The organism is Mycolicibacterium flavescens, assembly GCF_001722335.1.
Taxonomy (GTDB): Bacteria; Actinomycetota; Actinomycetes; order Mycobacteriales; family Mycobacteriaceae; genus Mycobacterium; species Mycobacterium flavescens.
The window spans coordinates 27,990-51,059 of record NZ_MIHA01000025.1; the positions used below are offsets into that span (position 1 = coordinate 27,990).

The following is a 23,070-nucleotide window of genomic DNA, read 5'->3' on the forward strand; positions in this document are numbered from 1 at the left end:
CCATCGACCCTCGTGCCGAGCGACGAGGATGAGCGGACCCGCCGGGTCGCCCGACTGATCGCCGTCGTCGCGGGCCTCGCCGGTGTGCTGCTGTGCGGGCTGGTCCCGCTGCTGCCGGTCCAGCAGACCACCGCGACGATCCTGTGGCCCCAGGCGCCGAATGAGGACGGCTTCGTCACCGACATCACGGCGCCGCTGGTGTCCGGCGCCCCGCAAGCGCTCGACGTGTCGATCCCGTGCCAGGCGGTGGCCACGCTGCCCGAAGACGGCGGACTGGTGCTGTCGACGGTGCCGCCGGGCGGGATCGACGCCACCCGCAACGGACTGTTCGTGCGGGCCACCTCCGACGTCGTGGTGGTGGCCTTCCGCGACTCGGTGGCCGCCGTCGCACCGAGGCCGGCCGTCGAATCGGGCGCCTGCAGCACGCTGCACGTATGGGCCGACCCGGGAGCGGTCGGCGCCGACTTCATCGGCATCCCCGGCGCCGTCGGCACCCTGGCCCCGGAGAAGAAGCCGCAGGTGGCGGGCGTCTTCACCGACCTGCGGGTCGCCCCGCAGGACGGACTGTCGGCGCGTATCGACGTCGACACCCGGTTCATCACCTCACCGACGACGCTCAAGCTCGCGGCGATGGTGCTCGGCGTGCTGTGCGTGCTGGCGTCGGTGGTGGCGCTCGCGCTGATCGACCGCGCCGCGGGCCGGCGGGCACCCCGGGCGGGACGGCGCTGGTGGCGCGTCGGCTTCTGGCACTGGGCGGCCGACATCGGCGTCGTCGGCACGCTGGGCCTGTGGCACATGATCGGCGCGCTGTCCTCGGACGACGGGTACAACCTGACCATCGCGCGGGTGTCGGCCGACGCCGGCTACACCGCCAACTACTACCGCTTCTTCGGCGCCACCGAGGCCCCGTTCGACTGGTACCAGTCGGTGCTCTCGGCGCTGGCGTCGGTGAGCACCGCCAGCGTCTGGATGCGCCTGCCCGCCACGGCCGCTGCAATCGGCGCGTGGCTGATCGTGAGCCGCTGCGTGCTGCCGCGCCTCGGCGGCCGGCTGGCGGCCAACCGGGTGACCGTGTGGACCGGCGCGGCGGTGTTCCTGGCGGCGTGGCTGCCGTTCAACAACGGCCTGCGTCCGGAGCCGCTGATCGCGTTCGGAGCGGTCGCGGTGTGGGTGCTGGTCGAGAACGCCGTCGCCACCCGGCGGGTGTGGCCGGCGGCGGTGGCCGTCGTGGTGGCGGTGTTCGCGGTGACGCTGGCGCCCCAGGGCCTGATCGCGGTGGCCCCGCTGCTGGTCGGGGCCCGCGCGATCGTGGGCACCATCCGGGCGCGGCGCCCGGTCGACGGGGTGCTGGCCCCGGTGGCCGCGCTGCTGGCGTCGCTGTCGGTGATCTTCGTGGTCGTGTTCCGCGACCAGACCCTGGCGACCGTCGCCGAGTCGGCGCGCATCAAGTACGTGGTGGGCCCGACGATCGCCTGGTACCAGGACTTCCTGCGCTACTACTTCCTGACCGTCGAGGACAGCGTCGACTCGTCGCTGACCCGGCGGTTCGCGGTGCTGGTGCTGATGCTGTGCCTGTTCGGCATGCTGGCCGTGCTGCTGCGCCGCGGCGGGGTCGCCGGCATGGCCCGCGGGCCGGTGTGGCGGCTGATCGGGTCTACGGCCGTCGGCCTGCTGCTGCTGACGTTCACCCCGACCAAGTGGGCGGTGCAGTTCGGCGCGTTCGCCGGGCTGGCCGGCGCGCTGGGCGCGGTGACGGCGTTCGCGTTCGCGCGGGTCGGTCTGCACAGCCGCCGCAACCTCGCGCTGTACGTGACCGCGCTGCTGTTCGTGCTGGCCTGGGCGACATCGGGGATCAACGGCTGGTTCTACGTCGGCAACTACGGGGTGCCGTGGTTCGACAAGCAGCCCGTGATCGCCGGTATCCCGGTGACCGGCATCTTCCTGGTGCTGGCCATCGCATCGGGGCTGCTCGCGGGCTGGCTGCACTTCCGGATCGACTACGCCGGGCACACCCAGGTCGCCGACACCCGGCGCAACCGGGTGCTGGCGTCGACACCGCTTCTGGTGGTGGCGACGATCATGGTGGTGCTCGAGGTCGGCTCGATGGCCAAGGGCGCCGTGCAGCGCTACCCCGTCTACACCACCGCCAAGGCGAACGTGTCGGCGCTGAGATCGGGGCTTTCCGAGGCCAGCTGCGCCATGGCCGACGACGTGCTCGTCGAACCCGACACCAATGCCGGTCTGCTGCAACCCGTTCCGGGTCAACGGTTCGGCGAGTACGGCCCGCTCGGCGGGGAGGACCCGGTCGGCTTCACCCCCAACGGCGTCAGCGACACCCTCGAACCGCCCGAGCCGGTCACCGCCAACCCGGGCACCGTGAACTCCGACGGCTCACCCAACGAGCCGAACGTCGGGATCGGTTTCGCCGCGGGCACCGGAGGCGGATACGGCCCGGAGGGGGTCAACGGGTCGCGGGTGTTCCTGCCGTTCGGCCTTGACCCGCAACGTGTTCCGGTGATGGGCAGCTACGACGAGAATACCGTCGCCGCCCAGGTCACCTCCGCGTGGTACCAGCTGCCGCCCCGCACCCCGGACCGGCCGCTGGTGACCGTCGCGGCGGCGGGGGCGATCTGGTTCTACGAGGAAGACGGCTCGTTCAACTACGGGCAGTCGCTGAAACTGCAGTGGGGCGTGCGCGGTCCCGACGGCGGCTACACGCCGCTGGCCGAGGTGCAACCGATCGACATCGGTCCCGGCCCGCAGAAGGCCTGGCGCAACCTGCGTTTCCCGCTCGAATGGGCCCCGCCGGAGGCAAACGTCGCCCGCATCGTCGCCGACGACCCGAACCTGTCGGAGGACCAGTGGTTCGCATTCACCCCGCCGCGGGTGCCGGTGCTGCAGACCGCCCAGGAGTTCCTCGGGTCGCAGACCCCGGTGCTGATGGACATCGCGACCGCCGCGAACTTCCCGTGCCAGCGGCCGTTCGCCGAACGCCTCGGCGTCGCCGAACTGCCCGAGTACCGCATCCTTCCGAATCTCAAGCAGGTGGTCGTGTCGTCGAACCAGTGGCAATCGGCCCAGGACGGAGGTCCGTTCCTGTTCATCCAGGCGCTGCTGCGGACCGCGACCGTGCCGACGTATCTGCGCGGCGACTGGTACCGCGACTGGGGTTCGATCGAACGCTATGACCGGGTGGTGCCCGCCTCGCAGGCGCCCGACGCGGTGATCGAGCAGGGCACGGCGCGGGTGTTCGGGTGGAGCCGCAACGGACCGATCCGGGCGCTGCCATGACCGTGACCACCGACTCCCGCCGCGACGACGTGCGGATCGCCCGCTGGGTGGCCACGATCGCCGGCCTGCTCGGGTTCCTGCTGTCGGTCGCGACCCCGCTGCTGCCGGTCGAACAGACCACCGCGACGCTGAACTGGCCGCAGAACGGGCGGCTCGACAACGTCACCGCCCCGCTGATCAGCCAGACGCCGGTGACGATGTCGGTGACCGTGCCGTGCGAGGTGGTCCGGTCGATGCCGCCGCGCGGCGGGCTGATCCTGGGCACCGCACCCAAAGACGGCAAACAGGCTGCGCTGCAGGCGCTTTTCGTCACCGTCGGGCCGGAGCGCGTCGACATCACCGACCGCAATGTGGTGGTGGCCAGCGTGCCGCGCGCGCGGGTCGCGGGACCCGAGTGTGAACGCATCGAGATCACCTCGTCCGAAGACGGCACGTTCGCGACGTTCGTCGGGCTGACCAAAGCCGACGGCTCACCGCAGTACAGCGGCTTCCCGGACCCGAACCTGCGCCCGACGATCGTCGGGGTCTTCACCGACCTGACCGGGCCCGCGCCGCCGGGGCTGAGCCTGTCCGCGGACATCGACACCCGGTTCACCACCGAGCCGACCCCGCTCAAGCTGGCGGCGATGCTGCTGGCGATCCTGTCCACGGCGATCGCGCTGTTGGCGCTGTGGCGGCTGGACCGGATGGACGGGCGGCGGATGCGCCGGTGGATCCCGCAGCGGTGGCGCACCTTCACGTCGACCGACGTCGCGGTGATCGGCGGGTTCGCGGTCTGGCACGTCATCGGGGCGAACTCATCGGACGACGGCTACATCCTCGGCATGGCCCGGGTCGCCGGGCACGCCGGGTACATGTCGAACTACTTCCGGTGGTTCGGCAGCCCGGAAGACCCGTTCGGCTGGTACTACAACGTGCTGGCGATGATGACCAGCGTCAGCGACTCCAGCATCTGGATGCGCCTGCCCGACCTGATCTGCGGAATCCTGTGCTGGCTGTTGCTGTCTCGCGAAGTGCTGCCGCGGCTGGGACCGGCGGTGGCGGCGAGCAGGCCCGCGCTGTGGGCGGCCGGCCTGGTGCTGCTGGCGGCGTGGATGCCGTTCAACAACGGGCTGCGCCCCGAGGGGCAGATCGCCACCGGAGCGCTGATCACCTACGTGCTGATCGAGCGGGCGATCACCTCGGGCCGGCTCACCCCCGCGGCGTTCGCGATCATCACCGCGGCGTTCACGCTGGGGATCCAGCCGACCGGGCTGATCGCGGTGGCCGCACTGGTGGCCGGCGGGCGTCCGCTGCTGCGAATCCTGGTGCGGCGCAGGCGCGTCGTCGGGGTGTGGCCGCTGCTGCTGCCGCTGCTGGCCGCGGGCACGGTGATCCTGCCCGTCGTCTTCGCCGACCAGACCATCGCAACGGTGTTGGAGGCCACCAGGATCCGCACCGACATCGGTCCGAACCAGGAGTGGTACACCGAGAACCTGCGCTACTACTACCTGATCCTGCCGACCGTCGACGGGTCGCTGTCGCGGCGGTTCGGATTCCTGATCACCGCGCTGTCGCTGTTCGTGTCGATGTTCATCATGCTGCGACGCGGCCGGGTGCCCGGAGTCGCGCGCGGGCCGGCGTGGCGGTTGATGGGCATCATCCTGGGCACCGTGTTCTTCCTGATGTTCACCCCGACGAAGTGGGTGCACCACTTCGGCCTGTTCGCCGCGGTGGGTGCGGCGATGGCGGCACTGGTGACGGTGCTGGCCTCGCCCGCGGTGCTCAAGTGGTCCCGCAACCGGATGGCGTTCCTGGCCGCGGTGCTGTTCGTGCTGGCGCTGTGCTTCGCCACCACCAACGGCTGGTGGTATGTCTCGAGCTTCGGTGTGCCGTTCAACAACGACATGCCCGCGATCGGCGGAATCACCGTCAGCACAGTCTTCTTCGTGTTGTTCGCGATCGCCGCGGTGTGGGCGACGTGGCTGCACTTCTCGTCGCGGGATCGCGGCGAGGGGCGCATCGCGCGAGCGTTGACGACGGCGCCGGTGCCGGTCACGGCCGGGTTCATGGTGCTGGTGTTCGTCGGGTCGATGCTGATCGGCGTGGTGCGCCAGTACCCGACCTACTCGAACGGATGGGCCAACCTGCGGGCGTTCGCGGGCGGCTGCATGCTGGCCGACGACGTGCTCGTCGAACCCGACGCCAACGACGGCTTCATGACGCCGCTACCGGGCGACTACGGGCCGCTGGGCCCGCTGGGTGGCGTCGACCCGGTCGGCTTCACCCCGAACGGTGTGCCGGAAAAGATTGTCGCCGAGGCGATCCGGATGAACCTGCCGATGCCGGGTACCGACTACGACTGGGACCAGCCGACCGAGCTGTCGCGGCCGGGGGTGAACGGTTCGACGGTGCCGCTGCCGTACGGCCTGGACCCGGCGCGGGTTCCGGTGGCGGGCAGCTATACCGAAGGGCCGCAACAGGAGAGCACGCTGGCGTCGGCGTGGTACGAGCTCCCGCCCGCCGACGACGCCCACCCGCTGGTGGTGGTGACCGCCGCGGGCACCATCACCGGCGACAGCGTGTTCAACGGGCGCACCGAGGGTCAGACCGTCGAACTGGAGTACGCGCGACGGGGTCCCGACGGGGCACTGTTACCGGGCGGCCGCCTGGTGCCCTACGACCTGGGTCCGATTCCGTCGTGGCGCAACCTGCGCTTCCCGCGTTCGGACATCCCGGCCGATGCGGTCGCGGTTCGCGTTGTGGCCGAGGATCGTTCGCTGACCCCCGGCGACTGGGTGGCGGTGACGCCGCCGCGGGTGCCGGAACTGCGTTCGGTGCAGGAGTACGTCGGTTCCGAACAGCCGGTCCTGATGGACTGGGCGGTCGGACTGGCCTTCCCGTGTCAGCAGCCCATGCTGCACGCCAACGGCGTCACCGACGTGCCGAAGTTCCGCATCACGCCGGATTACAACGCCAAGCGCAAGGACACCGACACCTGGCAGGACGGGCTCAACGGCGGACTGCTGGGGATCTCCGACCTGCTGCTGCGGGCGCACGTGATGGCGACGTACCTGTCGCAGGACTGGGGCCGTGACTGGGGCTCGCTGCGCCGGTTCGAGCCGACGCCGGACTCGCGGGACGCGCAGCCGGCGGAGCTGGAGTTCGGCACGCAGACCCACAGCGGCCTGTACAGCCCGGGACACATCCGCATCAAGCCCTAGGGTGCACGCAGGCTCGCCGAACAGGGGGTACGAGGTATCGTCACGTCGGACTCGAACGGAAACGAGGTCGACCGTCTTGCTGGGTGTGCGCCGGTACATGCTGGTGGTGGCGGCTCTCTGGCTGCTGCTGCCCGTCGCACTGCTCACCTCGCCGCACGCCGTCGCCCAGTCCGAGCCGGAGCCGCCGTCTGACCCGCGGTCCATCTCCGTCGCCGTCCACCCGCTCGAACCGTTCGTCATGCCGACCGGCAGCGAGGGCCTGACCGGGTTCAGCATCGACGTGTGGGAGGAGATTGCCAAGCGGCTGAACTGGTCCACCGAATACGTCGACACCCACGATGTGCGCGGACAGTTGGCCGCCGTCGCCGACGGCCGGGCCGAGGTGGCGGTCGGCGGCATCTCGCTGACGGCGGAGCGGGAACAGTCCTTCGACTTCACCCACCCCACGCTCGACGCCGGCCTGCAGATCATCGTGCCCGTGCACGACACCCGGCCCACCGTCCCCGGTCTCGGCGGGTACCTGGACCTCCTGCTGTCCCGCACGATGCTGATCTGGCTCAGCGCCGCCGTCGTCGTCAGCGTCGTGCCCGCCCACATCTTCTGGCTGGTCGAGCGGCGCAGCGCCGAACCGGTCGTCGCGCGCGCCTACTTCCCCGGCATCTTCCAGGCGTTCGGCTGGGGCATCGGGTCGCTGGTCGGCAAGAACAGCGCCTCGGCCACCCGGACGGTGACCAAGGCGCTGGCGGTGCTGTGGGGTTTCGCCGGCATCGTGTTCGTCGCGTACTACTCGGCCAACCTCAGCGCCACGTTGACCGTCGCCAAGCTCGACGCCAAGATCACCGGTCCGGCCGACCTGTACGACAAGCGGGTCGCCACCGTCACCGACACCACCGCCGCGGAGTTCCTGCGCGGCATGGGCATCGAGCACACCGAGACGCCGACCATCGAGGACTCCTACCACCTGCTGCGCGAAGAGGGTTACGACGCAGTGGTCTTCGACGCCCCCGTGCTGCGCTACTACGTCGCCCACCGCGGCGAAGGCGTGGCCGTGATGGCCGGGCCCGTCTTCCACGAAGAGGACCAGGGATTCGTCACCCGGATCGACAGCCCGCTGCGAAAACCCATCAACCAGGCCCTGTTCCGGATGCACGAGGACGGCACCTACAACTTCATCAAGGAGAAGTGGTTCGGCGACGAGGTCGCGACCACCGCGGGCGATCTGAACTAGCTGCCGGTGTTGCTCTGCAGGATGTCGTTGTGGCACTCCAACCGGCTCTGGCCGGTCTGCTGCACGCACACCAACACCGGATGCTCGGCCTCCGCACCGGCCGCGACGGTGGGCGCGGCGATCTCGCCGGGATACTTCGACCACAGGCTGGCGCCGGTGCTGGTCAACTTCGCGCAGTAGGCCGGGTCGCCGCCCTCGGTGATGCCCGCGGCGCCCAACGTCGCGCAGTTCGCGCCGATCACGACGACGGGCAGCGCCGCCGCCTCGGACGGGGTGGTGCGGTCACGGGCGCGCTCACCGACGACGAACGCCGTCGCCGCGACCGCCATCACCGCAAGCACAGCCGCCGCCGACACGGTGATCCACCGCCGCTTGGGCGAGCGCTTTTTCGCATGCCGCGGCCCGGCCGTCGCGGCTGCCAGCATCGTCGGTTCCGACGCGCCGATATCCTGGCCTGCGACGCCGAGGCGCTGCGCCAACGCGCGCGCGAAGTCGATGCACCGGGCGTAACGCTCGCTCGGCTCCTTGGCCAGCGCCTTGTCGAAAACCGTTCCGAGACTGGACAATTCCGGCCGACGGGCACCGATCGCCGGCGGTGCCGCGGTCAGGTGCTGGCTGATCACCACCGCCGGGTTGGAGTGCTGGAACGGCGGCGTTCCGGTCAGAAGCTGAAAAGCCGTGGCCGCCAACGCGTACTGGTCGGCACGGCCGTCGATCCGCTCACCCTTGAGTTGTTCGGGGGCGGCGTACGCGACGGTGCCGACCGTCATGTTCGTCCCCGTCAGGCCGCTCGCGTCGTCACCTCGCCGGGCAATTCCGAAGTCGGCCAACATGATCCGCTCATCGCCGGTTCTCGGGTTGGCGATCAGGATATTGGCCGGTTTGACGTCGCGATGGGTCAGGTTGCGCTGGTGGGCGTAGTCGAGCGCTTCGGCGACCGCGGTGACGATCGCGATCACCTGCTCGGGCGGCATACCGTCGGGGTAACGCTGCGCCCACTGCGCGGCGTCGGTGCCTTCGACGTAGTCCATCGCGATCCACAGTTGACCGTCGACCTCGCCGCGGTCGTGCACCTCGACGATGTGCGGATGCCACAGCGATGCGGCGATGTCGGCTTCCCGGTTGAACCGCTCGCGGTACTCGGGGTCCGCACACACCGTCGCCGACAACACCTTCAGCGCGTCCTGGCGCGGAAGCCGCGGATGCCGGGCCAGATACACCTCACCCATACCGCCCGTGCCCAGCGATCGCAGGACGGTGTAGCCCGCGATCTCCTGACCCTCGGCTAGCGGCATTGCCGCAGTGTAACGGCTACCGCAGCGGATCCCCAGGCTGCGTGTGGGACCACGCGCGAAGGGGTTAGATCGGGGTCAGGCCGTGTTTGCGTTGGACGCGGCTGATCTGCTTGTCCCGCAGCAGGTTCAACGACTTGCGCAGCAGCAGCCTGGTCTCGTGCGGCTGGATCACCGCGTCGATGAACCCGCGCTCGGCGGCGATCCACGGCGTGGCCATATTGAGGTTGTAGCCCTCGATGAAGTCCGCCCGGATCTTCTGCACCTCGGGCGCCGTCGGGTCGGGGAACCGCTTGACCAGCAACTGCGCCGCCCCCTCGGCGCCGATCACCGCGATGCGCGCGGTCGGCCACGCGAAGTTCAGATCCGCCGACAGCTGCTTGGACCCCATCACCGCGTACGCGCCGCCGTAGGACTTGCGGATCGTGATCGTCACCTTCGGCACGTCGGCCTCGACGACGGCGTTGAGGAACCGCCCGCCGCGCTTGATGATGCCGCCCTTCTCCTGCTGCACACCCGGCATGAAGCCCGGGGTGTCCACCACGAAAACCAAAGGCAGGTTGTAGGAGTCGCAGAACCGGATGAACCGGGCCGCCTTGTCGGACGCCTCGTTGTCGATCGCCCCGGACAGGTGCATCGGCTGGTTGGCGACCACACCGACCGGTCGGCCGTCGACCCGCGCGAACGCGGTGATGATCGCCGGGCCCTGCTGCTCGGCGACGTCGAACACGTCGCCGTCGTCGAAGATCCGCAGCAGGATCTCGTGCATGTCGTAGGCCATGTTGTCGCTGTCCGGCACGATCGTGTCGAGCTCGTAGTCATGCGGCGTGAGCTCCGGTTCCAGACCCGGGTTGACGATCGGCGGATCGTCGAAGGTGTTGGCGGGCAGGAACTCCAGGTAGTCGCGCACGTACTGGAACGCCGCGGCCTCGCTCTCCACCACCTGGTGGATGTTGCCGTAGCGGGCCTGGGCGTCGGCGCCGCCGAGTTCGTCGAGCGACACGTCCTCACCCGTGACGTCCTTGATGACGTCGGGGCCGGTGACGAACATGTAGCCCTGATCGCGCACGGCCACCACCAGATCGGTCTGGATCGGCGAGTACACCGCACCGCCCGCGCACTTGCCGAGGATGATCGAGATCTCCGGCACCAGACCGCGCAGCAGTTCGTGACGACGGCCCAGCTCGGCGTACCACGCCAGCGACGTCACCGCGTCCTGGATCCGCGCGCCCGCCGAATCGTTGATGCCGATGATCGGGCAGCCGACCATCGCCACCCACTCCATCAGCTTGGCGACCTTGCGGCCGAACATCTCGCCGACCGAACCCTGGAACACCGTCTGGTCGTGGCTGAACACGCCGACCGGGCGGCCGTTGATCCGCGCGTGACCGGTCACCACGCCGTCGCCGTACAACGCGTTCGGGTCGCCCGGCGTCTTGGCCAGCGCGCCGATCTCCAGGAAACTGCCGGGGTCCACCAGCGCGTGGATGCGGGCCCGCGCGCTCGGGATACCCTTCTTCTCGCGCTTGGCGACGGCCTTCTCGCCGCCCGGCTCCTTCGCCAGCTCCAGCTTCTCGCGGAGTTCGGCGAGGAGTTCCGCGGTCGTGCGGGTGCGGATGGGTGGCAGCGATTCAGTCGTCACTTCGCCCGCTTCTCCTCAGACTCGATCCGGGTGATGGCCTCGCTCATGTGCGCGCCGACCTTCGCAATGTACGGCTCGTCGATCGCCTGGATGTGCTCACCCCCGATCGGCACCACCTCGAGCTCGGAGACGAACTGCCCCCAGCCGCCGTCGGGCTGGCGCGTCGCGTAGCGCGGCTCGAAGTAGATCGCGTCGTCGTGGTAGCGGTCGGCCATGTACAGCGTCACCTTGCCGTCGTACGGCTTGATCTCGGCGGTGTCGATAGCCCGCTGATCCAGGTACGACGTGCGCTGGTGCTCGATGATGCCGCCGGGGATCTGCACCCCGCTCTGGCTCACGACGTCCAGGACGAACCTCACCTGACCCTCGTCGTCGAGCTTCTCGAGCTCCTCGTACGGGATCTCGGGCACCTCGACGTTGAACGTGCGCTCGGCGAACCGGGCGTAGCGGTCCCAGCGTGCGCGGGTCTCCTCCTGCGTCTGCGGGATCTCCTCGCCCGGGCGCACCGCGTCGATCAGCCCGACGAACCGCACGTCGGCGCCGGCCTGCTTCAGCCCGATCGCGCACGCGTACGCCAGCACACCGCCCAGCGACCAGCCGGCCAGGATGAACGGCCGGTGCCGCTTTTCCCCCGTCGCTTCGCTCGCCCAGCCGTTGAGCTCCAGCAGCTTCGGCACGTACTCGCGGGCGCGGTCCTCGATCGACCCCTCGACGCGTTCGATGCCGTACATCGGGGTGTCGGCGGGCAGCCGCTTGAGCAGCGGCTCGTAGACCACCGTCGATCCGCCCGCGGCGTGGAACACGAACACCGGGATCCGGTCCGAACCTTCCTGCGGGGCACGGATCGTCCGCACGAAGCCGTCGATCTTGCCGCCCTCGAGGTACTCGCGCACCGTGGTCGACAACTCCTCGATGGTCTTCGCGGAGCGGACGTCCTCGACGGTGACCGTGCCTTCGTCGACGCGTTCGGTCAGCCGGTCGGCGATCTTGGTCGCGGTCGCGTCGTCGATGGCGGGCAGCTCGTTGAAGATGCCGCCCGGCGACTTGCCGGTGACGATCGCCCAGGTCGCGAACGTGACGCGCTCAGCGGCGTCGCGCGGCGGGACGTCGGAACCCAGCGCCTCGGTGACCGCCTCCTGGGTGAGGACCTTGGCGGCAGCCGCGACCGTGGACTGCGACGGCTTGCCCGGTCCGCTCGGATCGGTGGGCGGCGGCGGGACCGGTCCCGACGGGTCGGTCGGCGGCGCCGGGATTTCGCTGGACTGGGTGGACGGCTCGGCCTGCGGATCGGGGGCCGGGGCGCCGACGGTGCCCGGGCTGGCGCCGCTGAGGACCTCGGCCCGGCCCCTCTTGTTGTCGGCCTTGTCGTCGTCCTGGGTGCCCAGCGGGTGCCCGGCCTCGGCCAGCTTCTCCTCGAGCTCGGCCACGGTACTCGCCCCGCCCATCAGCTCGGCCTGCTCGGCGGCGATCTCCTCGGCGGTCTTGCCCTTCTGCGCCTCGGCGAGCTGGTCGACCTCGTCGCGGTGCTCGATCGCGTACTCGATCAGCTTCTCCACCGCGTACAGGTTCGCGTCGCGCACCGCGGTCAGCTGAATCGGCGGCAGGTCGAAGTCGTACTCGACGCGGTTCTTGATCCGCACCGCCATCAGCGAGTCCAGGCCGAGCTCGATCAGCGGCACCTCCCACGGCAGGTCCTCGGGTTCGTAACCCATGGCCCCCCCGACGATCGCGCCGAGCCGGTCGTGGATGGTCTCCCCCGAATCGGGCGACCACTTGGCGAAGCCCGCGGCCAGGCCGGCGCCGGCGGTCAGGTTGTCCTGCAGGATCTCCGCGTCGTCCTCTTCGGGCTCGGCGGGAGTGCCCGAAACCTCTTCGGCGACAGTCGCTCCGGTCGCCACGGCGACCGGCAGTGCGCCTGCCGCGCCGTTGCGGCTGACCACCGCGTCGTACACCAGCGTGAACGACTCGTCGATGCGGGCGTGCACCTGCACGCTGGCGCCGCCTGGATGGCGGGTCAGCGTGGTGACCAGCCGCGCACCATCACCGGGCACCGCGCGCTGCTCGGAGGCCACCAGCTTGGCGTCCGGAAGCACCTGCGCGGCCGCGGCTTTCACCAGCGCCGCCAGGTCGGGCTCGCCCTTGGGCTCGAACTCCCAGACGTGCCTGCCGTCCGGGGTGGCGACGTGGTTGCCCGGCATCACGATCGAGCTGTCGCCGGTGAACCGGGCGTCGAGCCAGTGCGGCTTGCGCTTGAACCGGGTCGGCGGGATGTTGGCGTACTCGCCCTTGTCGAAGAGGGTCCGGAAGTCGAGGTCGTGGCCGTGCACGTACAGCTGCGCCATCGCGGCCGTCATCGAGTCGACCTCGTCCTGCTTGCGGGCCAGCGTCGCGATCAGCTGCGCGTCGTGCAGACCGGCCGCCGCGGTGGTGAGCCCAACCTGCATGAGCGCCACCGGGTTCGGTGCCAGCTCGAGGAACGTGGTGTGCCCGTTGTCGACGGCGTTGCGGATGCCGTGGGTGAAGTAGACGCTGTGCCGCAGCCCCTTCTTCCAGTAGTCGACGTCGTGGATCGTCTCGCCGGGGCGCAGGTAGCGGCCCTCGTGCACGGTCGAGAAGTAGCCGATGGTGATCGGGTGCGCCTCGATGCCGACGAGTTCGGCGGCCAACTCGCCCAGCAGCGGATCCATCTGCGAGGTGTGGCTGGCGCCCTTGGTCTGGAACTTGCGGGCGAACTTGCCCTCGGACTCGGCGCGCTCGATGATCGCGTCGACCTGTTCGGGCGGGCCGCCGATGACGGTCTGCGTCGGGGCGGCGTACACGCACACCTCGAGGTCCTTGAAGTCGGCGAAGACGGTCTCGATCTCGTCGGCCGAGTACTCGACCAGCGCCATCAACCGGATCCACTCGCCGAACAGCATCGCCTCGCCCTCACCCATCAGGTGCGAGCGCGAGCAGATGGTGCGGGTCGCGTCCTCCAGCGACAGGCCTCCGGCGAAGTACGCCGCGGCGGCCTCGCCGAGCGACTGCCCCACCACCGCAGCGGGTTTCGCGCCGTGGTGCTTGAGCAGCTCACCGAGCGCGACCTGGATCGCGAAGATCGTGATCTGGGTGGTCTCGATGCCGTAGTCCTGCGAATCGTCGAGGATCAGTTCGACGATCGAATAGCCGCGCTCGTCCTGCACGTAGGCGTCGACCTTGTTGATCCACTCGGCGAAGACCTGGTTGCGCAGGTACAGGCTCTTGGCCATCTTGCGGTGCTGCGCGCCGAAACCGGCCAGCACCCACACCGGTCCGTTGGAGACCGGACCGTCGGCGGAGAACACGTTCGGGTTCTGCTTGCCCTCGGCGACCGCGCGCAGCCCCTTAACCGCCTCGTCGTGGTCGTGGGCCAGCACCACCGCCCGCGAGCGGCCGTGGTTACGCCGCGACAGCGCCCGCCCGATCGACTCCAGCGACGACGCCCGACCTTCGGGGCTGTCGATCCAGTCGGCCAACTCGGCCGCGGTGGCCTTTTTGCGCGACGTCAGGAAGCCCGAAACGGCCAGCGGCACAACCGGTGTCGGCTGCTCGCCGGACTCCAGCTCCTCGCGGGCGATCTCCAGCAGGCGCAGCGCCTCGTCGGTCAGGCCCGGCAGCTCGGGTTCGTCATGCAGTGCGGCGGGCGGGCGGTCGAGACCGTCGTCGTCCTCATCGTCGAGAAACTCGCCGTACTCGTCCATCCGCACCCCGCCGACGTAGGAGGCGGCGGCCTGTGAAGATGGGGCGGGCGCGTCCTTTTCGACGTCGTCGGCGGGTTCGGGTTCGACCAGGTCGCTGTCCAGCACCTCACGCAGCACCAGATGCGCGTTCGCGCCGCCGAAACCGAATCCGGAGACCCCGGCGATCGCGTGGCCGCTGTAGCGCGGCCAGTCGGTGACGGTGTCGGCGACCTTGAGGCGGATCGCGTCGAAGTCGATGTACGGGTTGGGCCCGGTGTAGTTGATCGACGGCGGGATCTTGTCGTTCTTGAGCGCCAGCGCGATCTTCGCCAGGCTGGCCGCACCGGCCGCCGACTCCAGGTGACCCACATTGGATTTCACCGCGCCCAGCAGCGCGGGCTTGTCCGCGGGCCGGCCGCGGCCGACGACCCGGCCCAGCGCGTCTGCCTCGATCGGGTCACCGAGGATGGTGCCGGTGCCGTGCGCCTCGATGTAGTCGACGTTGCGCGGGTTGATGCCGGCGTCCTTGTAGGCCTTGCGCAGCACCTCGGCCTGCGCGTCCGGGTTGGGCGCGAGCATGCCGTTGGAGCGGCCGTCGTGGTTGACCGCGCTGCCGGCGATGACGGCGAAGATCTCGTCGCCGTCGCGGCGGGCGTCGGCGAGGCGCTTGAGCACCAGCATGCCGCCACCCTCGGAGCGCGCGTAGCCGTCGGCGTCCTGGGAGAAGGACTTGATCCGGCCGTCTGGCGCGAGCACGCCACCGACCTCGTCGAAACCGATCGTGACCAGCGGGGTGATCATCGCGTTGACCCCGCCGACCACCGCGACGTCGGCCTCGCCGGCGCGCAGCGCCGCCACGCCCTGATGCGCGGCGACCAGCGAGCTCGAGCACGCGGTGTCGATCGCCATGGACGGGCCGCGGAAGTCGTAGAAGTAGGACACCCGGTTCGCGATGATCGAACTGCTGGTGCCGGTGATCGCGTACGGGTGCGCCACCGTCGGGTCCGACACGGCCAGGAACTGGTAGTCGTTGTTGGAGGCGCCGATGTAGACGCCGACCCTCTCGCCGCGCAGGCTCGACGCCGGGATGTGCGCGTGTTCGAGTGCCTCCCAGGTCAATTCGAGCGCCATCCGCTGCTGCGGGTCGATGTTGTCGGCTTCCATCTTCGACAGCGCGAAGAACTCGGAGTCGAATCCCTTGATGTCGGTCAGGTAGCCGCCGCGGGTGTGCGCCTTGGCGACCCGTTCGGCGATGCGGGGTTCGGCGAGGAACTCCTCCCACCGGCCCTCGGGCAGGTCGGTGATCGCGTCGCGGCCCTCCAGCAGCGCCTGCCAGGTCTCGTCGGCGGTGTTCATGTCGCCGGGGAAACGGGTGGCGATACCGACGATCGCGATGTTGGCGGTGTCCTCGTCCACGTCGCGGGCCCACGCCTCGTCTTCGTCGGCCTCCCCGAGTTCGAGTTCGGGCTCGCCCTCGATGATCACGGTCGCCAGCGACTCGATGGTGGGGTGCCGGAACGCGACGGTGGCGGTCAGCGTCACACCGGTGAGGTCCTCGATATCGCTGGCCATCGCGACCGCGTCACGCGACGACAGCCCGAGTTCGACCATTGCGGTGGACTCGTTGATGGCGTCGGGTGACTGACCGGTGGCGTTGGCGATCCAGTTGCGCAACCACTCGCGCATCTCCGCGACCGACATGTCGACCTTGGGCGCGGGTTTCTCGGGTGCGAGTTCTATCTCGTCGCCGGACGGGAGCTCGGGGTGCTGCGAATCGTCTTGTGTATCAGCCATATCCAGGGAGTTCTAGTCTGTCTCGTCGGGGAACGCGTTCGCGATCTTCCCGCTGCGCAGACTGCCGTCGAGGTAGGCCGAACGGCAGGCGCGCCTACCGATCTTGCCGCTGGAGGTCCGCGGGATCGCGCCGGCGGGGGTCAACAACACGTCGCGCACGGTGACGCCGTGGCGCACCGCGATCGCGGCGCGGATGTCGTCGGCGATCGGGCCCATGTCGAGCTTGTGGGCGCCGGGCGCGCGCTCGCCGACGATCACCAGCTGCTCGGAGGTGTCCGACGGGTCGCGCTTGAGACCGGAGTGGGCGTTTTCGAAGACGTCGTCGGGCAGCTGGTTGGCCGGCACCGAGAACGCGGCGACGAAGCCGGTGCGCAGCGCCTTGGTGGCCTCCTGCGCGGAGTACTCCAGGTCCTGCGGGTAGTGGTTGCGGCCGTCGATGATGACCAGGTCCTTGGTGCGGCCGGTGATGTAGAGCTCGCCGTCGTGGTAGGCGCCGAGGTCACCGGTGCGCACCCAGGTCGCGTCGTCGGCCGCGCCTTCGGCGTGCGACGGGTTGGTCCGCGACTTGAGGATGTTCTGGAACGTCTCGCGGGTGGCTTCCTCTTTACCCCAGTAGCCGGTGCCCATGTTCTGGCCGCTGATCCAGATCTCGCCGATCTGGCCGTCGGGCAGTTCGGTGGCGGTGTCGTGGTCGACGATCACCGCCCACTCGGCGACACCGATCTTGCCGGCGCCGGCCTGCGGCACCGCCTTCGGCGAATCGTCGGGCACCGGCACGAAGCGGCCGGCGTTGAGCTCGTCGCGGTCCACCGAGGTGATCCGCGGTTCGGCGTCCATCGGGGTGGTCGACACGAACAGCGTCGCCTCGGCCAGCCCGTAGGACGGCTTGATCGCCTGCGGCTTGAACCCGAACGGGCCGAACGCCTCGTTGAAGCGGCGCACGGTGGCCGCCGAGATCGGCTCGCTGCCGTTGAGGATGCACTTGACGTTGGACAGGTCCATCGGCGGCTCGCCGTCCTTGGGCACACCGCGGGCGGCGGCGTGGTCGAACGCGAAGTTCGGGGCCACCGAGATGGTGCCGCCGGTGTCGCCTTCCTTGCGCGCGAGTTCACGGATCCACCGACCGGGGCGGCGGACGAACGCCGCCGGGGTCATGAAGGTGATGTAGTGGCCGAGCATCGGCGACAGCAGCACGGTGATCAGGCCCATGTCGTGGAAGAACGGCAGCCACGACACACCGCGGTCGCCCTCTTCACCGTCGAGCGCCTCGATCACCTGCACGACGTTGGTGGCCAGGTTCAGGTGGGTGATCTGCACACCGGTCGGGATGCGCGTCGAGCCCGAGGTGTACTGCAAATAGGCGATGGTCTCGACGTCGACGTCGACCTGCTCCCAGGTGGCGCCGACCTCGTCGGGAACGGCGTCGACGGCGATCACGCGCGGACGCTGGTTGGCCGGGCGGGTGCGGAAGAACTTGCGCACACCCTCGGCCGCGGCGGTGGTGGTCAGGATCGCCGACGGCTCGCAGTCGTCGAGGACCGCGTGCAGGCGGCCGACGTGGCCGGGCTCGTTCGGGTCGAACAGCGGCACCGCGATGCGCCCGGAGTACAGGGTGCCGAAGAACGCGACGAGGTACTCGAGGTTCTGCGGGCAGAGGATCGCGACCCGGTCGCCGGGCTGGGTGACCTGCTGCAGGCGCGCGCCGACCGCGCGGTTGCGGGCGCCGAAGTCGGCCCAGCGCAGATCGCGGGCCACCCCGTCGCGCTCGGTGGAGAAGTCGATGAAGCGGTAGGCGAGCTTGTCTCCACGCACCTTCGCCCATCGTTCGACGTGTTTGACCAGGCTTCCGTTGTCCGGGAACTTGATCAGACCGTCCTTGATGAACGGGTTATGGAACCCCATCGCACTCTCCTGTCAACGGCACTCGCTTCTCGATGCCGACTCGAACATGATCCCCGACGCGCTCCCCCCGAACCCGACGATCCTACCGGTCGGCCTTCACCCACTGCTCTTAGTTATTTCTTAATGTTAAGTGACCGCCGAACGCAGTCCAAATCTGGATGGTTACGGGTCAGCCATGTTTCGGCTGCGGCGCGTTATCGATCACCTCACGCGCCCAGCCCAGCGTCCACTGCGTCGCCGAAGCCCCGTCGACATTCCAGAACTGCGGGGTGGCGTACATCGCGTGGATCGGTTGTCCGGCACCGCCGATCAGGATGTCGATGGTCTTCGGCAGGTTCATGATGTTGAACGCCTGCGGCGGCGCCGAGCAGATCAGGTCGCCGGGTGCGCAGATCTCGTTGACGCGCTCGTCGAGCGCCCCGAAACCGCCCGGCCGCGGCCCGGTCATCGCCAACCCCATGCCGTCGAGCATCGGGACGTCGCGCAGCGTGATCTCGGCGCCCTGCCCGGGCGGGTTGGGGCCGATGTCGTTGCCGACCCCCTCCTGCCTGCGGCCGTCGGCGATCAGCGTCACGCCCAGCACCAGGTCCTCGTCGACCGGGCCGCGCCCGTTGCCGATGTCGCTGGCGATGTCGCCGGCGATCACCGCGCCCTGCGAGAAGCCGACCAGCACGTAACTGGTCAGCGGGCAGCGGTTGTTCATGTCGGTCATCGCCTGCACCGTCGCGCGGGTGCCTTCGGCGCGGCTGTCGTTGTAGGTCATCTGGCCGTCCTGGGCGAACGGATTGTGGAACTGCGCGGTGTAGGGAACGGTGAAGACCTCGAGGCGGTCCTGGCCGAACTCCGCGCGCACCGGGTTGGTGACGTTGAGCAGCAGCGCGATGGGGAACTGGGTGGGGTTGAACGGGTCCATCTGCGGTGCGGACTCCCAGGTGCCCGGCACCGAGATCAGCTGCACGTCCGGGCAACTGGCGTCCTGGAACTCCGGGCGCGGCTTCTTACCCGGGCTGATGTCGGTGGGCGGCACCGCCGACGGCGGCACGGCGGTCGACGGCCCGTCGGGTTTGCGCAGGATGACGACCACGACGACGACGAGCAGCACCACGACGAGTGCCATCGCCCCGGCGGCCACGAGCGCGAGGATGCGGTGGCGTTTCCGCCGATTGGTTGTTGCCATGGGTGGATGCGGCTCCTGCTAGCAGAGTCGGTCGGTTGCGATGCGAATGTAGTCGGACGTCTCGGCGTCGACGTCCACGGCGGCCGGCGGCGTCAGACCGGACATCCGGTCGTCGGCGTCGCCGCGCACCATCGGGTACACCGAGTCCCAGAGTTCCTGGTCGGTGTGCTGGGCGGCCTGCGCCTGGCAGACGTACGACCCGATCGACAGGGCCAGCAGGTCACTCGACGGCCGCACCCCCGCCTCGGCGAGCCCGTCGAGGAAGCTGCGCTGGCGGTCGGTGACGACGAGCGCATTGGACCGGGGCCCGGCCGGCGGCGGGCCGGGCGCGGCGGCGCTGGACTCGCCGTGCGCGGGCGCGGCCTGCGATGTCGGCAGTCCGATGGTGGACATCATGTCGGCGCCCGAGCACGCGGTCAGCAACGCGGCGGACCCGGTGACCAGCGAACCCACCAGCAGTCCCCGCAGCGACCCCGGGGGTGTGGTTCGTACCGAGCGTTGCACGCCTCCAAGGTACCGGCTGCCGTCGCCGACCCCCGGTAGCGAGGCGTGCTCGCCGGCTACTTGATGGTGGTGGCGAGTTCGTCGGCCATCGCGGCGAGTTGCCCGCTCCACGAACCCCAGTCGTGGGTGCCGCTGGTCGGGAAGTCGAAGTGCCCGTTGTGCCCGCCGACGCCGCGGTAGTGCTGGTAGAACTCCCGGTTGGTGCCCTGGGCGATGTCGCAGTAGCCGATCATCGCGGCCGGGTCGGTGCAGCCGCCGACCGGTGCGCTCCACACCCACAGCCGGGTGTTGTTGTCGGCCAGCAATTGCACGTGGACATTGGGCGAATGCCACTTCCAGCGGCCCAGCTGTGGCAGGCCCCACATGTTGCGGGTGTCGACGCCGCCGAACTGCGCCAGACCCGCGGTGATGGCTCCGTCGACACCGGTGCGCTCGGGGGCCAGGAATCCCGACAGTGAGCCGGCGAAGCGGTACCGGTCGGGGTGGAAGGTGGCCATCGCCATCGCGCCGTAACCGCCCTGGGCGGCGCCGACGATCCCGTGCCCGGTCGGGGCCAGGCCCTTGTTGGCGGCCAGCCAGTTGGGCAGCTCATCGGCCAGGAACGTCTCCCACTGCTTGCTGCCGTCGGCCTCCCAGTTGGTGTACATGCTCCACGCCCCGCCGGCCGGCGCCGCCACCGAGATGCCCTTGCCGGCAAGTGTGTTCATCGCGTTGCCCGCGGTGACCCAGTTGCTGACGTCGGGTGCCGCGTTGAACGCGTCGAGCAGGACCACGGCGTGCGGACCGCCGCCCTGGAAGGCCACCGGGATGTCGCGGCCCATCGCCGCCGACGGCACCATCAGCATCTCGACGTCGGCGTGCGCCGTCGCCGCCGTCACCGTGCCCGCGGTCCACAAGCCGGCGGCCAGCGCCATCGTCAAGATCGCCCGAAAGAACCCACGCATCGACTGCCCACCTCACGTTCGGCTTGCCTTATCCCCGCGCGAGGTAGTCAATCACACACGTCGGCCCCGGGAGCACGAAAGGGTCCGGGCCGGTATCCGAAAGGCCCCCGGAAACGTCCACAGAAACACTGACGGCGGTGACCCCGAAGGGTCACCGCCGTTCAGCGATGTGTCTGGTGACGGACCGGTCAGTTACCGGTCGCGGCCGCCTCCGTGGCGATCGGCGTCGACGGCTGCGGCGTGGCACCCAGCACGCGCTGGATGTCCGGCTTCATCTGCTGCAGCTGCTGACCCCAGTACGGCCAGTCGTGCGTACCACCCTGCGGGAAGTTGAACACGCCGTTCTTGCCACCCGCGGCGAGGTACTGCTCCTGGAACGTCTCGTTGGTGCGCAGCGTGAAGCTCTCGAGGAACTTCGCGTTGAAGTTGTCACCTGCGACCCGGCCGTTGATCTCGGCGGGCTTGCCGTTGCCGCAGAACACCCAGATGCGGGTGCCGTTGGCGACCAGGCGGTCGATGTTGACCATCGGGTCGTTGCGCTTCCACGCCGGGTCGCTCGACGGACCCCACATGGCCTCGGACTTGTAGCCGCCGGCGTCACCCATGGACAGCCCGACCAGCATCGGCCACCAGCCCTCGGACAGGTTCAGGAAGCCCGACAGCGACGCCGCGTACTGGAACTGCTGCGGGTAGTAGATCGCCAGGGTCATCGCGGCCGAACCGGCCATCGACAGACCGACCGCGGCGTTGCGGTTCGGGTTCACGCCCTTGTTGGCGGCCAGATAGGCGGGCAGCTCCTGGGTCAGGAACGTCTCCCACTTGTAGGTGGAGCAACCGGCCTTACCGCAGGCCGGCTCGTACCAGTCGGAGTAGAAGCTGGACTGACCGCCGACCGGCATGATCACTGCCAGCCCGGAGTCCAGGTACCACTCGAACGCAGCGGTCTCGATGTCCCAGCCGTTGAAGTCGTCGCGTGCACGAAGACCGTCGAGCAGATAGACGCCCGGTGCGTTCGGGCCGCCGTTCTGGAACTGAACTTTGATGTCACGGCCCATCCCGGCGGACGGCACCATGAGGTACTCGACCGGCAGACCCGGACGAGAGAAAGCCCCCGCAGTCGCCGAGCCTCCGATGGCGCTGATCAAGCCGGGCAGCACGGCGGCGACCATCGCCGCGCCTGCGAGCCGGCGGATCCAGGCACCCCGGATCTTGCCAACGAACTTCATGCTTCTTCTATCCCATCTGTCGTATGCCGCACGCGGAACAGCCCCTCGGGCAAGCCGCGTAACCCGTGCAGTCAACCACACCTTGTTGTGATCTTCCCATTCGAAGTGTGTCGTTCCTGGTCACGCCGCTCCGCCTTGGAGCGATGCGATCAGGTCCGGTTTCAGGGCTTGCAACTGCGCACCCCAGTACGGCCACGCGTGATTTCCCGCGGGCGGGAAGTCGAACGTGGCGTTGTTTCCACCGGCCGCGAGATAGGCCGACTGGAAGTCCTTGTTGCTCTTCAACGCCAGGGTTTCCAGGCTGCTGGCGGCCAGCGCCAGGTTGGGGTCGGCGTTCACGTCGAGCGGTGTGGCACCGCCCGGAGCGCAGTAGATCCACAGCCGGGTGCCGTTGGCCACCAACCTGTCGACCTGGCGGATCGGATCGTTGCGTTTCCATGCGGGATCCCACGGTGGACCCCACATGTTGTCGACGTTGTAGCCGCCGGCGTCGAGCATCGCGACCCGGATCGCGCCCTGCATGTAGGGCGCCGACGGGTTCAGATAGCCCGAGAGCGAGGCCGCGTAGCCGAACTGCGCCGGATGGTGCGCGGCCAGCGCCAGCGCGGCGCTGCCCGACATCGACACTCCGACCACGGCGTTTCCGGTGCGCGACACCTGCTTTTCGGTGGACAGCCAGGCGGGCAGTTCCTCGGTCAGGAACGTCTCCCATTTATAGGTGTAGCGCTGGCTGTTGAAACTCGACGGCGAGTACCAGTCGGCGTAGAAGCTGGACTGTCCGCCCACCGGCATCACGGTGGCCACCCCCGAGTCGAAGAACCACTCGAACGCCGCGGTCTCGATGTCCCAGCCGTTGTAGTCGTCGCGGGCGCGCAGACCGTCGAGTAAATAGACCGCTTTGGTTTGATTCTGGGAGGCAGGTTGACCACCGGGCTGGTACTGCACCCGGATGCTGCGGCCCATCGACGGGGAGTACACGTCGAGGTACTCCACCGGCAGCCCCTCGCGGGAGAACGCGCCGGCCTGCGGGGCGCCGAGCATCACGCCCAGTCCCGGCAGCAGCACCGCCGCGGCGACCGCCGCCAGCGCGCGGCGAAGCCAGGTTCGCACAGGTGATCCATTCATCGTCGAGTCGGACATCAGCGCGGACAGCGGCCCGCGACTGATCT

General features: G+C 69.3%; 12 protein-coding genes. 3 read left to right on the forward strand and 9 right to left on the reverse strand.

The window, feature by feature from the left end; genetic code table 11:
• Window positions 1-12: 12 nt before the first annotated feature.
• From BHQ18_RS25130 to BHQ18_RS25140, 3 genes are all read left to right on the forward strand, one after another.
• Window positions 13-3,291 carry an arabinosyltransferase domain-containing protein gene (locus BHQ18_RS25130; RefSeq protein WP_069416374.1) on the forward strand — a complete coding sequence of 1,093 codons (3,279 nt, stop codon included), beginning with the start codon at window positions 13-15 and terminating at the stop codon, window positions 3,289-3,291.
• Window positions 3,288-6,494 (forward strand): arabinosyltransferase domain-containing protein, encoded by a 3,207-nt coding sequence (locus BHQ18_RS25135; RefSeq protein WP_069416402.1) that lies wholly within the window; start codon window positions 3,288-3,290, stop codon window positions 6,492-6,494. The genes BHQ18_RS25130 and BHQ18_RS25135 overlap by 4 nt, the downstream gene beginning before the upstream one ends.
• Window positions 6,495-6,579: 85 nt before the next feature.
• A complete protein-coding gene (locus tag BHQ18_RS25140) occupies window positions 6,580-7,722 on the forward strand; it encodes a transporter substrate-binding domain-containing protein (RefSeq protein WP_234794312.1) in 1,143 nt (380 codons plus the stop codon).
• Here BHQ18_RS25140 and BHQ18_RS25145 read toward each other — a convergent pair.
• The 9 genes from BHQ18_RS25145 to BHQ18_RS25185 all read right to left on the reverse strand — a co-directional run bounded on the left by BHQ18_RS25145 (window position 7,719) and on the right by BHQ18_RS25185 (window position 23,026).
• Window positions 7,719-9,017: a serine/threonine-protein kinase gene (locus tag BHQ18_RS25145; protein ID WP_069416375.1), complete on the reverse strand. Its 1,299-nt coding sequence runs from the start codon at window positions 9,015-9,017 to the stop codon at window positions 7,719-7,721. The genes BHQ18_RS25140 and BHQ18_RS25145 overlap by 4 nt on opposite strands.
• 64 nt (window positions 9,018-9,081) lie before the next feature.
• The gene (locus tag BHQ18_RS25150; RefSeq protein WP_109789408.1) at window positions 9,082-10,632 is read right to left on the reverse strand and encodes an acyl-CoA carboxylase subunit beta; all 1,551 of its coding nucleotides are present in this window, start codon (window positions 10,630-10,632) and stop codon (window positions 9,082-9,084) included.
• A gap of 20 nt (window positions 10,633-10,652) precedes the next feature.
• Entirely contained in the window at window positions 10,653-16,148 is a 5,496-nt protein-coding gene (gene pks13, locus BHQ18_RS25155; protein ID WP_131815740.1) for a polyketide synthase Pks13, read from the reverse strand.
• A 12-nt stretch (window positions 16,149-16,160) separates the two neighbouring features.
• A complete protein-coding gene (gene fadD32, locus BHQ18_RS25160; protein ID WP_069416378.1) occupies window positions 16,161-18,050 on the reverse strand; it encodes a long-chain-fatty-acid--AMP ligase FadD32 in 1,890 nt (629 codons plus the stop codon).
• A gap of 169 nt (window positions 18,051-18,219) precedes the next feature.
• Entirely contained in the window at window positions 18,220-19,227 is a 1,008-nt protein-coding gene (gene culp6, locus BHQ18_RS25165) for a carboxylesterase Culp6 (protein ID WP_069416379.1), read from the reverse strand.
• An 18-nt stretch (window positions 19,228-19,245) separates the two neighbouring features.
• A complete protein-coding gene (locus BHQ18_RS25170) occupies window positions 19,246-19,731 on the reverse strand; it encodes a DUF732 domain-containing protein (protein WP_069416380.1) in 486 nt (161 codons plus the stop codon).
• A 56-nt stretch (window positions 19,732-19,787) separates the two neighbouring features.
• Window positions 19,788-20,675 (reverse strand): alpha/beta hydrolase-fold protein, encoded by an 888-nt coding sequence (locus BHQ18_RS25175; protein ID WP_069416381.1) that lies wholly within the window; start codon window positions 20,673-20,675, stop codon window positions 19,788-19,790.
• 188 nt (window positions 20,676-20,863) lie between these two features.
• The gene (locus BHQ18_RS25180) at window positions 20,864-21,901 is read right to left on the reverse strand and encodes an esterase family protein (protein ID WP_069416382.1); all 1,038 of its coding nucleotides are present in this window, start codon (window positions 21,899-21,901) and stop codon (window positions 20,864-20,866) included.
• 120 nt (window positions 21,902-22,021) lie between these two features.
• Window positions 22,022-23,026 (reverse strand): alpha/beta hydrolase, encoded by a 1,005-nt coding sequence (locus tag BHQ18_RS25185; RefSeq protein WP_234794310.1) that lies wholly within the window; start codon window positions 23,024-23,026, stop codon window positions 22,022-22,024.
• Window positions 23,027-23,070: the final 44 nt, after the last annotated feature.